At 55.3% G+C, this 14571-nt stretch carries 15 protein-coding genes; 6 read left to right on the forward strand and 9 right to left on the reverse strand.

From position 1 onward, the window contains the following. The 5 genes from ruvA to aspS form a co-directional block, all read right to left on the reverse strand. On the reverse strand, window positions 1–612 hold the full coding sequence (ruvA, locus tag JTA15_RS09085) for a Holliday junction branch migration protein RuvA (RefSeq protein ID WP_020883395.1): 612 nt from the start codon (window positions 610–612) through the stop codon (window positions 1–3). An 80-nt stretch (window positions 613–692) separates the two neighbouring features. Next, entirely contained in the window at window positions 693–1214 is a 522-nt protein-coding gene (gene ruvC, locus JTA15_RS09090; protein ID WP_032680774.1) for a crossover junction endodeoxyribonuclease RuvC, read from the reverse strand. Between the two features lie 34 nt (window positions 1215–1248). Then, on the reverse strand, window positions 1249–1989 hold the full coding sequence (locus tag JTA15_RS09095; protein ID WP_014170643.1) for a YebC/PmpR family DNA-binding transcriptional regulator: 741 nt from the start codon (window positions 1987–1989) through the stop codon (window positions 1249–1251). Between the two features lie 27 nt (window positions 1990–2016). Beyond that, window positions 2017–2460, reverse strand: coding sequence for a dihydroneopterin triphosphate diphosphatase (gene nudB, locus JTA15_RS09100; protein WP_014170644.1), 444 nt, complete (start codon window positions 2458–2460; stop codon window positions 2017–2019). Between the two features lies 1 nt (window position 2461). Continuing rightward, the gene (gene aspS / locus JTA15_RS09105) at window positions 2462–4249 is read right to left on the reverse strand and encodes an aspartate--tRNA ligase (protein WP_032678430.1); all 1788 of its coding nucleotides are present in this window, start codon (window positions 4247–4249) and stop codon (window positions 2462–2464) included. A 264-nt stretch (window positions 4250–4513) separates the two neighbouring features. Here aspS and JTA15_RS09110 point away from each other — a divergent pair, with 264 nt between their 5' ends. From JTA15_RS09110 to cmoB, 5 genes are read left to right on the forward strand one after another with little or no spacing between them, the layout of a single operon-like run. Beyond that, entirely contained in the window at window positions 4514–5080 is a 567-nt protein-coding gene (locus tag JTA15_RS09110) for a hydrolase (RefSeq protein ID WP_032678431.1), read from the forward strand. Continuing rightward, window positions 5077–5895, forward strand: a complete 819-nt coding sequence (locus JTA15_RS09115; protein WP_020883392.1) for a DUF72 domain-containing protein — start codon at window positions 5077–5079, stop codon at window positions 5893–5895. The genes JTA15_RS09110 and JTA15_RS09115 overlap by 4 nt, the downstream gene beginning before the upstream one ends. 51 nt (window positions 5896–5946) lie before the next feature. Further along, complete coding sequence (locus tag JTA15_RS09120; protein WP_020883391.1) at window positions 5947–6342, forward strand: MAPEG family protein; 396 nt, start codon at window positions 5947–5949, stop codon at window positions 6340–6342. A 40-nt stretch (window positions 6343–6382) separates the two neighbouring features. Beyond that, the gene (cmoA, locus tag JTA15_RS09125) at window positions 6383–7126 is read left to right on the forward strand and encodes a carboxy-S-adenosyl-L-methionine synthase CmoA (protein ID WP_219373141.1); all 744 of its coding nucleotides are present in this window, start codon (window positions 6383–6385) and stop codon (window positions 7124–7126) included. After that, window positions 7123–8094 carry a tRNA 5-methoxyuridine(34)/uridine 5-oxyacetic acid(34) synthase CmoB gene (cmoB, locus tag JTA15_RS09130; RefSeq protein WP_020883389.1) on the forward strand — a complete coding sequence of 324 codons (972 nt, stop codon included), beginning with the start codon at window positions 7123–7125 and terminating at the stop codon, window positions 8092–8094. The genes cmoA and cmoB overlap by 4 nt, the downstream gene beginning before the upstream one ends. A gap of 184 nt (window positions 8095–8278) precedes the next feature. On the opposite strand, the gene cutC is transcribed toward cmoB, so the two are convergent. Together cutC and JTA15_RS09140 are read right to left on the reverse strand one after the other, a co-directional pair. Next, a complete protein-coding gene (gene cutC / locus JTA15_RS09135) occupies window positions 8279–9022 on the reverse strand; it encodes a copper homeostasis protein CutC (RefSeq protein WP_219373244.1) in 744 nt (247 codons plus the stop codon). Window positions 9023–9098: 76 nt separating this feature from the next. Next, window positions 9099–9659 (reverse strand): VOC family protein, encoded by a 561-nt coding sequence (locus JTA15_RS09140; protein ID WP_014170652.1) that lies wholly within the window; start codon window positions 9657–9659, stop codon window positions 9099–9101. A 239-nt stretch (window positions 9660–9898) separates the two neighbouring features. Here JTA15_RS09140 and argS point away from each other — a divergent pair, with 239 nt between their 5' ends. After that, a complete protein-coding gene (gene argS / locus JTA15_RS09145) occupies window positions 9899–11632 on the forward strand; it encodes an arginine--tRNA ligase (RefSeq protein ID WP_014170653.1) in 1734 nt (577 codons plus the stop codon). Between the two features lie 34 nt (window positions 11633–11666). On the opposite strand, the gene JTA15_RS09150 is transcribed toward argS, so the two are convergent. Further along, on the reverse strand, window positions 11667–12806 hold the full coding sequence (locus tag JTA15_RS09150; protein ID WP_219373142.1) for a glycoside hydrolase family 105 protein: 1140 nt from the start codon (window positions 12804–12806) through the stop codon (window positions 11667–11669). Between the two features lie 4 nt (window positions 12807–12810). After that, window positions 12811–14394, reverse strand: a complete 1584-nt coding sequence (locus JTA15_RS09155) for an MFS transporter (RefSeq protein WP_025203842.1) — start codon at window positions 14392–14394, stop codon at window positions 12811–12813. Between the last annotated feature and the right edge of the window lie 177 nt (window positions 14395–14571).

Here is a 14571-nt window from a genome sequence, read left to right on the forward strand (position 1 = left end):
TCACAATGCCGCGCGTAGCGCTTCACGAATCAGGGTTTCACTGCTGGCATCCGGTTTGGCAATTTTGCTCACCATCCGGCTGGCCTCCTGAGGTTTATATCCCAGCGCCACCAGCGCAGCAACCGCTTCCTGTTCAGCATCGTCAGAGGCTTGCGCGCCAGGCGAGGTAAGCACCAGATCAGCGGCTGGCGTAAACAGATCGCCATGCAGACCTTTAAAGCGGTCTTTCATCTCGACAATCAGACGCTCCGCGGTTTTCTTGCCGATACCCGGGAGTTTAATCAGCGCAGCAGGATCTTCGCGCTCAACGGCATTGACGAACTGCGGAGCGGACATGCCGGACAAAATAGCCAGCGCCAGCTTCGGCCCGACGCCGTTAGTTTTGATCAGCTCGCGAAACAGCATCCGTTCCTGTTTGTTATTGAAGCCATACAGCAACTGGGCATCTTCACGCACCACAAACTGGGTAAAGACAATCGCCTCTTTGCCCGCATCCGGCAACTCATAGAAGCAAGTCATCGGCATATGGACTTCATAGCCCACGCCACCGACTTCCAGCAGCACTAACGGGGGTTGTTTTTCAATGATGATGCCTCTGAGTCTGCCTATCACGTGACGCTCCTGCGTTCTGGAAGAAATTAACTGCCGACATAATAAAAAAAGGCTGGATAAACATCCAGCCTGATTTGTCATTATCGTAACCTGCCTCGCGCCAGATTAAGCCGCGATTCGCTCATCTGACCCGCGTTCTGGCTTATATGACAGTGGGTAATGGCTATCGCCAGCGCATCGGCGGCGTCTGCCTGCGGGTTCGCGGGAAGCTTCAGGAGCGTGCGCACCATATGCTGCACCTGACTTTTCTCCGCGCTACCAATCCCCACGACGGTCTGTTTGACCTGTCTGGCTGCGTATTCGAACACCGGAAGATCCTGATTCACCGCCGCAACGATGGCGACGCCCCGTGCCTGACCCAGTTTTAACGCTGAATCGGCGTTTTTCGCCATAAAGACCTGCTCGATGGCAAAAAAGTCGGGTTGAAACTGGGTGATGATCTCCGACACGCCAGCATAGATTAGCTTCAGGCGCGACGGCAGATCGTCCACTTTGGTCCGAATACAGCCGCTGCCAAGGTAGGTTAACTGGCGCCCTACCTGCCGGATGACGCCATAACCGGTGACGCGCGAGCCGGGGTCAATCCCGAGGATAATCGACATCACGCGTCTCCCGTAAACGGTTTATACGCTCTCATCAGAGAGTCGCTGCAACCTCATCAGAGATTTCACCGTTATGATACACTTCCTGCACGTCGTCGCAGTCTTCGAGCATGTCGATCAGACGCAGCAGTTTAGGTGCCGTTTCCGCATCCATGTCCGCTTTGGTTGACGGGATCATGGAGACTTCAGCGTTGTCGGCTTTCAGACCCGCCGCTTCCAGCGCGTCACGTACTGCGCCCATCTCTTCCCACGCGGTGTAGACGTCGATTGCGCCATCATCATAGGTCACAACGTCTTCTGCACCGGCTTCCAGCGCCGCTTCCATGATTACGTCTTCGTCGCCTTTCTCGAAGGAGATGACGCCTTTTTTGCTGAACAGATAGGCCACGGAGCCGTCAGTGCCCAGGTTACCACCGCATTTGCTGAAGGCATGACGCACTTCCGCTACGGTACGGTTACGGTTGTCGGACAGACATTCAACCATCACCGCCGTACCGCCAGGACCGTAACCTTCATAAATGATGGTTTCCATGTTCGCGTCTTCATCACCGCCTACGCCACGTGCGATAGCACGGTTCAGGGTGTCACGCGTCATGTTGTTGGACAGGGCTTTATCCACTGCCGCGCGCAGACGCGGGTTAGACGCCGCATCGCCGCCGCCCAGACGTGCCGCTGTAACCAGCTCACGAATAATTTTGGTGAAGATCTTACCGCGCTTGGCATCCTGTGCCGCTTTGCGGTGTTTGGTGTTGGCCCACTTACTATGACCTGCCATAAAAATTTCCTCAAAGAGCGCGCCTTTTCAGGCTACGTTAATTACAAATTCTTCAATCGCCTGCCGGTTGCTCCACGATTTGGTCAGTGCAGCGGCATCCGCCGCATCCACCCAGCGGTAGGTCAGGTGTTCGGTAAACACGATCTCCCGTTCATGGGGGAGCGCGAGACAGAACCACGATTCCGTATTGCGCTCAATACCCGGCGCATAGCGATGACGTAAATGGCTAAAAATTTCAAACTCCACCGTGCGCTGACAGTCCTTCAGGGTCAGTTGCTCGCAAGCAACGTCAATGGTGACCTCTTCCTTTACTTCGCGCGCGGCGGCCTGCGACGCGGTCTCCCCCTCTTCCAGGCTGCCGGTAACCGACTGCCAGAAATCAGGGTCATCGCGCCGCTGCAACATCAGCACCCGTTTCGTATCTTCTGCATAAATGACAACCAGAACCGAAACGGGACGCTTATACTGCATATTATTCGTTCTCCGAAATCTCTTTTGAAGCTTTCGGAAGCACCTGAATGCCCAGCTCAGCCAGCGCGGCCGGGTTGGCAAAGCTTGGGGCTTCCGTCATCAGACAGGCCGCAGCCGTGGTTTTCGGGAAGGCGATAACATCACGAATGTTGTCGGTGCCGGTCAGCAGCATGGTCAAACGGTCAAGACCGAATGCCAGACCCGCGTGTGGCGGCGTACCGTATTTCAGGGCGTCCAGCAGGAAGCCGAATTTCTCGCGCTGTTCGTGCTCGTTGATTCCCAGAATACCAAACACGGTTTGCTGCATTTCGCCGCTGTGAATACGCACGGAACCGCCACCCACTTCGTAGCCGTTGATAACCATGTCATACGCGTTTGCTACCGCATCTTCCGGTGCCGCTTTCAGCTCTGCCGCCGTCATGTCTTTTGGCGAGGTGAACGGGTGGTGCATTGCGGTCAGGCCGCCTTCACCGTCGTCTTCGAACATTGGGAAGTCGATTACCCACAGCGGAGCCCATTTGCTCTCATCCGTCAGGCTCAGGTCTTTACCCAGCTTCAGGCGCAGCGCGCCCATTGCGTCAGCAACGATTTTCTTGTTGTCTGCGCCAAAGAAGATCATGTCGCCATCCTGTGCGCCGGTGCGCTCGAGGATCGCTTCCACGATTTCCGCGTTCAGGAATTTCGCCACCGGGCTGGTAATGCCTTCCAGACCTTTCGCACGTTCGGTCACTTTAATATAGGCCAGACCTTTCGCGCCGTAGATCTTGATGAAGTTGCCGTAATCGTCAATCTGCTTACGGCTCAGCGCCGCACCGCCCGGTACACGCAGGGCAGCCACGCGACCTTTTGGATCGTTAGCCGGGCCGGCAAATACCGCGAACTCAACGGATTTCACCAGGTCTGCAACGTCCACCAGCTCCATCGGGTTACGCAGGTCTGGTTTGTCAGAACCGTAGCGACGTTCAGCTTCAGCGAAGGTCATGATGGGGAAATCACCCAGTTCCACGCCTTTCACGTCATTCCACAGACTGCGCACCAGGGCTTCCATCACTTCACGCACCTGCTCGGCCGTCATGAAGGAGGTTTCCACATCGATCTGGGTAAATTCTGGCTGACGGTCAGCACGCAGGTCTTCGTCGCGGAAGCATTTTACAATCTGATAGTAGCGATCGAAGCCGGACATCATCAGCAGCTGTTTGAACAGCTGAGGAGACTGTGGCAGCGCGTAGAATTTGCCTTTGTGTACACGGGATGGAACCAGGTAATCGCGCGCGCCTTCCGGCGTGGCTTTGGTCAGCATCGGGGTTTCGATGTCGAGGAAACCGTGGTCATCCATAAAGCGACGCACCAGGCTGGTGATTTTCGCACGGGTTTTCAGGCGCTGAGCCATTTCCGGACGACGCAGGTCCAGATAGCGGTATTTCAGACGCGCTTCTTCAGTGTTGACGTGGTTGGAGTCCAGCGGCAGCGCTTCAGCACGGTTGATGATAACCAGATCCGACGCCAGCACTTCAATTGCGCCGGTCGCCATGTCTGCGTTAACGTTTTTCTCGTCACGCGCACGTACGGTGCCGGTGACCTGAATGCAGAACTCATTACGCAGCTCAGAAGCCAGCTTCAACGCATCTGCGCGATCTGGGTCGAAGAACACCTGAACGATACCTTCGCGGTCGCGCATATCGATGAAGATAAGGCTCCCAAGATCACGACGACGATTGACCCAACCACACAGGGTTACCTGCTGTCCAACGTGGGACTGACGCAGCTGCCCGCAATATTCTGTACGCATGAGATATCCCTTAATTAGCCGCAGGCTAAATGTCGCCTGGAATGCAGGCTACTATGTCGCAGCTTTCTGTATGTCACAACTGGATGAAAAAAGGCGGCTATTATACTGGAAATTCCGCCAGACGATAAGAGCGAACCACGGCCAGACGGTCGTTTGCTGCGCGCTTATTGTGTATTCTCACAAAAATTAACAAAATTATCCGACCGATAACAGGTCATTACGTCGTAAGGTGTAGCGGAAGCGACTCATTTCACTGGAGTTACCATGTTAACACTTAATGCCCGCAAAACCGCGCTTGTGGTGATTGATTTACAGGAAGGGATCCTGCCGTTTGCCGGAGGCCCGCACAGCGCCGAAGATGTTGTCAGCCGCGCCGCGCGTCTGGCAGAAAAATGCCGTGCCAGCGGTGCCCCTGTGATCATGGTGCGCGTTGGCTGGTCAGCGGATTTCGCGGAGGCCTTAAAACAGCCTGTCGATGCTCAGGTTGCAGCACATTCACTACCTGAAAACTGGTGGACCTATCCGGTTTCGCTCGGCAAACGGGACAGCGATATCGAAGTGACCAAACGCCAGTGGGGCGCATTCTACGGCACCGATCTTGAGCTGCAGCTGCGTCGGCGCGGTATCGACACCCTGATTCTCTGTGGGATCTCCACCAACATTGGCGTGGAATCCACCGCCCGAAACGCCTGGGAACTGGGCTTTAACCTGGTGATTGCTGAAGATGCATGCAGCGCAGCGTCTGCGGAGCAGCACCAGGGCAGTATGACCCACATCTTCCCGCGCATTGGCCGCGTGCGTAGCACGGACGACATTATAAGCGCCCTATGATCTACCTTGGCCTGCCCCAGTGGTCGCACCCGAAATGGGTGCGCCTGGGTATTACCAGCCTTGAAGAATATGCCCGTCATTTCAACTGCGTCGAGGGCAATACCACTCTCTACGCGTTGCCCAGAGCAGAGATTGTTGAGCGCTGGCGCGACCAGACGACCGATGATTTCCGCTTCTGCTTCAAGTTTCCGGCGACGATCTCCCACACCGCTGCGCTGCGAAACTGCGGTGATTTGACCGACGAGTTCTTTGGCCGGATGTCGCCGCTGGCGAACCGCATCGGTCAGTACTGGTTGCAGCTTCCGGCCACCTTTAGCCCACGCGACCTGCCTGCGCTATGGCAGTTTCTTGATACCCTGCCCAAGGACTTTACCTATGGCGTTGAGGTGAGACATGCGGCGTTTTTTGCCAAGGGAGAGGCTGAAACGGCCCTTAACCGTGGCTTACATGCGCGCGGGGTGAACCGGGTGATTCTCGACAGCCGTCCCGTGCACAGCGCCATCCCGCATAACGAGGCCATCATTGATGCCCAGCGTAAAAAGCCCAGAGTGCCTGTTCACGCCGTGGTCACCGCGCAAAACCCGATGGTCAGGTTTATCGGCAGCGATAATATGCAGCAAAACCAGGAGATGTTCGCCGTCTGGCTGCAAAAATTAGCGAAATGGGAGCAAACCACCACGCCGTATCTCTTTCTCCATACGCCGGATATCGCTCATGCCCCCGAACTGGTCGATGTTCTCTGGCAGGCCTTGCAGGCTGCGGTTCCGTCTGTAGGCAGCGCCCCTTCTATCCCACAACAATCTTCTCTTTTCTGATATCAGCCCCTATCATAGGAAGGTGCCATCTGCCAAAAACAGGGAGTTAGTATGGTCAGCGCGCTGTATGCGGTGTTAGGTGCATTACTGCTGATTAAGTTTTCATTTGATGTTGTGCGCCTGCGAATGCAGTACCGTGTTTCTTACGGTGACGGCGGTTTTTCGGAGTTACAGAGCGCTATCCGCATTCACGGTAACGCGGTTGAGTACATCCCCGTTGCGTTAATTTTGCTGCTGTTTATGGAAATGAACGGCGCGGAAACCTGGATGGTGCACGTCTGCGGCCTGCTTCTGATTGCCGGCCGGTTAATGCATTATTACGGCTTTCACCACCGCTTATTCCGCTGGCGTCGTTCCGGCATGAGCGCGACCTGGTGTTCGCTTTTGCTGATGGTGCTGGCTAACCTTTGGTATATGCCGTGGGAGTTGGTTTTCTCCTTCCATTAGCGCACAATACGCCACTTTATTTTTCCCGGATTTTTACGTTATGTCAGATCGCGACACGCTTTTTTCCGCGCCTATCGCCAGCCTGGGCGACTGGACCTTTGATGAACGGGTAGCCGAAGTCTTCCCGGATATGATCCAGCGCTCTGTTCCCGGTTATTCCAATATCATCTCTATGATCGGCATGCTGGCTGAGCGTTTCGTTCAACCCGGCACGCAGGTATATGATCTGGGCTGCTCGCTCGGCGCGGCAACGCTGTCTGTTCGTCGTAACGTTCACCATGAAGGCTGCAAAATCATTGCCGTCGATAACTCCCCGGCCATGGTGGAACGCTGCCGTCGCCACATCGACGCGTATAAAGCCCCGACGCCAGTCGAGGTTGTGGAAGGTGATATCCGTGATATCGACATCCATAACGCGTCGCTGGTGGTTCTGAATTTTACTCTGCAGTTCCTGGTGCCTGAAGACCGTCAGCTGTTGCTGGACAAAATCTATAAAGGCCTGAAACCCGGTGGCGCGCTGGTGCTGTCCGAGAAATTCAGCTTTGAAGATGCCGAAGTGGGTGAGCTGCTGTTCAATATGCACCACGACTTCAAACGGGCCAACGGCTATAGCGAACTGGAAATTAGCCAGAAACGTAGCATGCTCGAAAACGTGATGCTGACGGACTCCGTCGAAACCCATAAAGCACGCCTGCGTCAGGCAGGCTTCGAGCACAGCGAACTGTGGTTCCAGTGCTTCAACTTCGGCTCGCTGGTGGCGCTGAAAGGTGAGGACATCGCATGATCGAGTTCAGTAATTTCTATCAGCTGATTGCCAAAAACCACCTCTCCCACTGGCTGGAGACGCTGCCTGCACAAATTGCTGCCTGGCAGCGGGATCAGCAGCATGGTCTGTTAAAGCAGTGGTCCAACGCGGTGGAGTTTCTGCCGGAACTGACTCCGCACCGTCTGGATCTGCTCCACAGCGTTACCGCGCAAAGCGAAACGCCGCTTCCGCCCGGGCAGATAAACCGCATTGAAACGCTGATGCGTAACCTGATGCCGTGGCGCAAAGGTCCGTTCTCACTCTACGGCGTTAACATTAATACTGAATGGCGTTCTGACTGGAAATGGGATCGCGTGCTGCCTCACCTTTCCGACCTCACCGGGCGAACCATTCTGGATGTTGGCTGCGGCAGCGGGTACCACATGTGGCGCATGATTGGCGCAGGGGCACATCTGGCAGTGGGGATTGACCCTATGCAGCTGTTCCTGTGCCAGTTTGAAGCGGTGCGTAAATTGCTGGGTAACGACCAGCGCGCGCACCTGCTGCCGTTGGGTATTGAGCAGCTCCCTGCCCTGAAGGCGTTTGACACCGTGTTTTCGATGGGTGTCCTGTACCACCGCCGCTCCCCACTCGAACATCTGTGGCAGCTGAAAGATCAGCTGGTCAGCGGCGGCGAGCTGGTGCTGGAAACGCTGGTGGTAGAGGGTGATGAGAATACCGTTCTGGTGCCGGGCGATCGCTATGCGCAGATGCGGAACGTTTACTTTATCCCTTCCGCGCCGGCGCTGAAAAACTGGCTGGAGAAGTGCGGTTTTGTGGATGTCCGTATTGCCGATGTTTGCGTAACGTCAACTGAAGAACAGCGTCGCACCGACTGGATGATCACGGAATCACTGGCGGAATTCCTCGACCCGGCAGACCACAGCAAGACTGTCGAAGGGTATCCTGCGCCAATGCGCGCGGTGTTGATCGCGACGAAACCGTAGATTCCCCCGGTTCTCTTCCCAAAGGGCGAGGGAGAAAAGACCGCACCGTACTGTCCCCTCTCCTCTTTGGGGAGAGGGTTAGGGTGAGGGGGCATAAAAAAAGGCCCCTGTTGAAATTGCAGGGGCCTGGTACAAGCAAGCATCATATTGGGCGACATGATGCGCGGTAAAAATCGGTACGTTGCTACACGTGATGACGTTCAATCATCGATTTCATTACCGCAACCGACTCTCCCTCTACACCGTAGCGTGAATACTCATCCGCTTCAGCATCCGTCGACATTGACAACCCTGTGTTGCGATAACGCATGGGCGATGGCATCCATTTGCCTGCAGAGCTGTGAAGCTCCTCTACCCCGGCGTTTAAAAACAGTTCCATATTGCTGGCACGTACTCCCGCACCCGCCATTATTATTGGAACACCGGAATGTGCTTTTAGTTCCGTAATTAATTGCAGTCCTTTTTCAGCAGAGGACTGCTGACCCGATGTCAGGACCCGCGCCACGCCAAGTTCAGCAAGAATATCAAAGGATTGCAGGGGATTTTTACACATATCAAACGCGCGATGAAAAGTGACCGCCATCCCTTTTGCCGCGTTCATGACCTGACGCATGCGCGGCAGATCGACATTGCCGTCTTCATCAAGCAACCCAATAACCAGGCCGGGGAATCCCAGATCGCGAACGAGAGTAATATCTTCAAGCATGGCACTGAACTCGCCCGGCGTGTAACAGAAATCGCCGCCGCGAGGACGAATAATCGGGTGTACCGGAACGGTGACAGCCTGACGGGCAGACTTCAGCATCCCGTATGAAGGCGTTAACCCACCCTCTTTGGGTGCGGCGCACAGTTCAATACGGTCAGCCCCGTGCTGTTGCGCGGTGACGGCACACTCCACGCTGTAACAACAAATCTCCAGCAGCGCCATTACATCCTCCTTAATATCCACTTAACGCACCATCATGACACGCAGGCTACGCCCGGTCTCAGCGTACGGTCACATCTTATGCTTCGCTGGCAACAATCTGTTCAATCGTCCAGGGATGGAACTTCACGGTAACCTGTCCGTCAGTGACGGCCAGAGTAGGATTAGGCAGACGCTCACGTTCGCCTTTCGGGGAACTTGTTTTCACAAAAATGCCAGGCTTGCTCAGACCCTCGTCAGACAACAGCGCCAGTGCACGGGCATTCAGCGTTTCGGGCTCACCCGGCAGGACAATTTCGATATGCTCCCATCCTTCATGCGGATAGCGTTTCTCGCCCGGCCAGGGCAATTCGACCACACTGAACTGCCAGTGAGCCACGCACACCGGTTCATGCAGTTTGAACAGGCAGATGGGGCGACCGTTGATGATGTTCTCGGAGAGTAACTCGCCACACTGTTCAAACCCGCGACGCCAGCGCTCGGCGGTTGCGTTCTGATGGCAGCGCAAGGAGATGTGATCGGCCTCAAGCGGCGCAATATCCAGACCAAGGCGGGTGGCAAGTTCTGTGAACGCCTGGGTGAAGCGCGGTAAATCTGCGGAAATATCATGCAGTTCGTCAATGGAGTGCCAGTTCGCCATACGTCAGTCTCTTATCGTGTCGCAAAGCCGCTAATTTACTCTGTTGCCCTCTTTCGACCAACCTCTGAATAGCGGTTTTTACGACTGCATGTTTATGCATGCTTTCTTAGCCTGGATTCTGAGCAATCTTCGGCCCCCGCAATGCTGACGCCAGAAGGCATTTGCAGTATACTCCCGCCCTAAATTCTTTAACTGGCGCGGGCGGTTATTTGCCCGCATCAAAAATGTAAGGTATCCAGGTGAATATTCAGGCTCTTCTCTCCGAAAAAGTCAGTCAGGCACTGATTGCCGCAGGTGCGCCTGCGGATTGCGAACCGCAGGTTCGTCAGTCAGCAAAAGTACAGTTTGGCGACTATCAGGCTAATGGCGTGATGGCAGTGGCTAAAAAACTGGGTATGCCGCCGCGACAACTCGCCGAGCAGGTGCTGACTCATCTGGATCTCACCGGTATTGCCAGCAAAACTGAAATCGCCGGCCCTGGATTTATCAACATCTTCCTTGAGCCTGCTTTCCTGGCACGCCACGTTGACGCGGCGCTGAAATCTGACCGTCTGGGTGTCTCCCAGCCAGAAGCGCAGACCGTGGTGATTGACTACTCAGCGCCAAACGTGGCGAAAGAGATGCACGTAGGGCACCTGCGTTCCACCATTATCGGTGACGCGGCCGTGCGTACCCTGGAATTCCTCGGTCACAAAGTGATCCGCGCGAACCACGTGGGCGACTGGGGTACCCAGTTCGGGATGCTGATTGCTTACCTGGAAAAACAGCAGCAGGAAAATGCAGGTGAGATGGCCCTGGCAGACCTGGAAGGGTTCTACCGCGAAGCTAAAAAACACTACGACGAAGACGACGCTTTTGCCGAGCGCGCGCGCAGTTACGTGGTAAAACTGCAGGGCGGCGACCCGTACTTCCTCGAGATGTGGCGTAAACTGGTTGACATCACCATGTCCCAGAACCAGCTCACCTATAATCGTCTGAACGTTACCCTGACCCGTGACGATGTGATGGGTGAAAGCCTCTATAACCCGATGCTGCCTGGCATTGTGGCCGACCTGAAAGCCAAAAACCTGGCGGTTGAGAGCGAAGGCGCTACGGTCGTGTTCCTTGATGAGTATAAAAACAAGGAAGGTGAACCGATGGGCGTGATCATCCAGAAAAAGGATGGCGGCTATCTCTACACCACCACCGATATCGCCTGTGCGAAATACCGTTACGAAACGCTGCATGCGGACCGCGTGCTGTACTACATCGACTCCCGTCAGCACCAGCACCTGATGCAGGCGTGGACTATCGTGCGCAAAGCAGGCTACGTGCCGGATTCCGTGCCGCTTGAACACCATATGTTCGGCATGATGCTGGGTAAAGACGGTAAGCCGTTCAAAACCCGTGCAGGCGGTACCGTGAAGCTGTCCGACCTGCTGGACGAAGCGCTGGAACGCGCCCGCCGTCTGGTGGCCGAGAAGAATCCGGATATGCCTGCCGATGAGCTGGAAAAACTCGCCAACGCCGTGGGTATCGGTGCAGTGAAGTACGCGGATCTCTCCAAGAACCGTACCACCGACTATATCTTCGACTGGGATAACATGCTGGCCTTTGAAGGTAATACTGCGCCGTATATGCAGTACGCCTACACCCGCGTGCTCTCCGTGTTCCGTAAAGCCAGTATCGATGAAAGCGCGCTGGCCAATGCTGAGGTAATCATTTCCGAAGATCGCGAAGCCCAGCTGGCGGCACGTCTGCTGCAGTTTGAAGAGACGCTGGCCGTTGTCGCACGTGACGGTACCCCGCATGTGATGTGCTCTTACCTGTACGATCTGGCGGGTCTGTTCTCCGGTTTCTACGAACACTGCCCTATCCTGTCTGCGGAAAGCGAAGCAGTCCGCAACAGCCGCCTGAAGCTGGCTCAGCTGACGGCGAAGACCCTGAAGCTGGGTCTGGATACCCTGGGTATCGAAACCGTAGAGCGCATGTAATAAACAAACCCGGCCATCGCCGGGTTTTTTATGTTCAAAAATATTTGCGCAGGTATTCCGTTAAACACAGGATTGCCATGGCCTGTCCATAGGGCATCGACGTGAGTGGGATCTGGCGATAGAACGCCAGATCGCTGCCCATCCCCGTACCGAACGACGTCTGCAGTAACTCCCCTTCCGGCGAGATATTTTCCACAATGCCGCGAATCGCTTTCTCCGCCACCTCAGCATATTCCGCGCCGACATAGCGTTTACGCACCGCTTTCAGAATACCGTAGGCAAAGCCTGCCGTGGCTGACGCCTCAAGGTAGGCGTGCGGATCGTCGAGCAGCGTATGCCACAGGCCGCTATCGTCCTGACATTTGGCGAGGGCCGCAATCTGCGCGTTCAGCACCTGCACAAGGTAGCGACGAACGGCGTTATATTCAGGCAAATCCACCAGCTCAAGGAAATCCGGGATCACGATGGTCAGCCAGCTGTTGCCTCGTGCCCAGCGTGCCTTCGCAAAGTTATGGTGGCCTTCGTAATTCCAGCCGTGGAACCACAGGCCGGTTTCGCGATCCATCAGGTTTTGCACGTGCAGCAGAAACTGATACACCGCCTCTTCAACGTACTCCGGTTTATTAAGGAGCTTGCCGATTTTCGCCAGCGGCAGAACCGTCATCATCAGCGTGTCATCCCACATCTGCTGAGAATTCTCTTCCGCCAGGGTGATGTGCTGCATGCCGCCATGGTCGGTGCGCGGCATCTCATTCATGGCCCACTCCGCCCAGCTTTCCATCCACGGCAGCCAGGCCGGGTTTCTGGTCTCTTCATAACGATATGCCAGCGTCAGGAACGGTGACATGGTATTCACGTTTTTGGTGGTCGCCCCTTCCCTGAAACGATCGGCAAACCAGCGGTCAATGATGTCACGCATCGCTTCGTCGCCCGTCTGGCAGTAATACTGCCAGATACCGTATAACCCCACGCCGTGGGTCCACTCCCAGCCTGCCCATCCTTTGGTGTCAATGACCCGCCCGTCGTCCAGGCGCAGTAAAAACTCACCTGTTGTGTCGTGGATATTAACGAGGTTATGCGTCACCTTTTCAATCAGCGATTTCAGCTCGTCCCGGGCGATGAAATGCGCAGGTTGACGCAGGAGTGGACTGTGTTTGACCGGCCAAACTTTCATTATCTTAACCTCTGTTGTATGTCGAATTCAGTACCGCGCGCCCCTTCAGCGAAGGTGCCGCAGGCTTATTACGATTCAGATAACCAATGTTGTTATTGCCCCACAGCGACGCATAAGGCATACCGGCCAGCATCTCCACTGTGGCGCGGGCTTCTGGTGTCGCACTCTCAGGAATGGCGCGACCAGACGCGCGCATTTTGGCGGTCTCTTCACGCAGCGTGGTGTGGGTGTGCAAATTGAGTTTGAAACGCAGCGAGACCAGGAAGCCGCAGAACAGAACCAGAAGCGTTCCCACACTCAGGATCAGCAGAATGGTGTGGCTCACTTCCGCGGGCTGGGTCTTTTGTCCGCTGACAAAGCCGGACATCTGCATCACAATGCCCACCAGCATTACCGCCCCCGCCTGCGAGGCTTTACGGGTCAGCGTCATGATGCCGGCGAAAATCCCTTCGCGGCGCTGGCCGGTGATCACTTCATCGACATCAGCAATGTAGGTGTAGGTATTCCACGGTACATAGTTGATCCCACCGCGCCCCAGACCGGCAACTGCAGAGACCAGCAATAGCAGAGAGTAGATATCACTCAGGCCCGCGTAATACAGCACGGCGTAGGAAAGCGATGCAAGGCCAAACAGCACCACGACCATCCGATAGGACGGCGCGGGTCCGAAACGAATGCACAGCGGGATCATTGCGATAACTGCAATAAACTGGAAGATGGCCATTGTGCCCAGCAGGCTGGAGGCCATGGATGCTTCCTGCATCAGCACGAAAACTACGTAGTAGGTAAACACGGCATTAAAGACGTCCTGGGCGATATACCCGCCAAGGTACATCCCCAGATGCTGACGGAAAATTCTCACGCGCAGCGTTGAGCTCAACTCCACAAACAGGCGGTTGAGGCTCTGCCCGAGCGACAGTTTTTTCTTCTCTTCTTCGGCACGCAGGGCGGCTTCGCTCCACTCTTCCCGCGGTCGCTCCCAGGTGAAGAACCAGACGAGCATCAGCATCAGCGCGCACAGCACGGAGAAGACCAGGCTTGCATAGAAAAAGGAGACCGCGTTGTCTTTGCCGAAATGCGTGAGCAGGATCCCCGGCAGGAATGAAGCCAGGATGGCAGACATTTGCGCCATCGAGATACGGGCACCTGAGAAGCGGGTTTTCTGTTTGAAGTCGTCGGTCATTTCCGGCACCAGCGTTTCGTACGGCACCAGAATCATGGTGTAGACGATATCGAACACCAGATAGGTCAGCAGGTAATACCAGAAACTCATCTCCCCCACCCACATCAGGGAGTAGCTGAATACGCACGGGATCCCCAGCAGAATAAAGAACTTACGCCGACCGAAGCGCTTGCCGAGCCAGGTCGTGCCAAAGTTATCGGTCAAAAAGCCCATCAAAGGGCTGACGACGGCATCCAGCACCCTTGCGGCAGCAAAGATGAAGGTTGCTTCAATCGGGGAGAGTCCACAGAACGTTGTATAAAAATACAAAAGCCAGGCCGCCGTCAGGGCGGTGGTTCCCGCCCCGAGGAAATCGCCTGACCCGTAAGCAAGATAATTTGCGAGTCCAATTTTTCGTGTTTTCATTGCCGTCAACCCTACTCAGTTTTGGGAGACTCCCTGTAAGCAAAATCTGATCCGGGAGTTATTACACGGCTACAGTAAGAGTATCGACCTGGTGATACCTTTCTGTTTTTGCCATCACCGGCAAGCGGCTGGCAAAAATGCAAAGAGTGTCGTTACGCGTGTCACTGATTTATAAAA

The organism is Enterobacter sp. BIDMC 29, from assembly GCF_019378755.1.
In the GTDB taxonomy this organism is placed as follows: Bacteria; Pseudomonadota; Gammaproteobacteria; order Enterobacterales; family Enterobacteriaceae; genus Enterobacter; species Enterobacter ludwigii.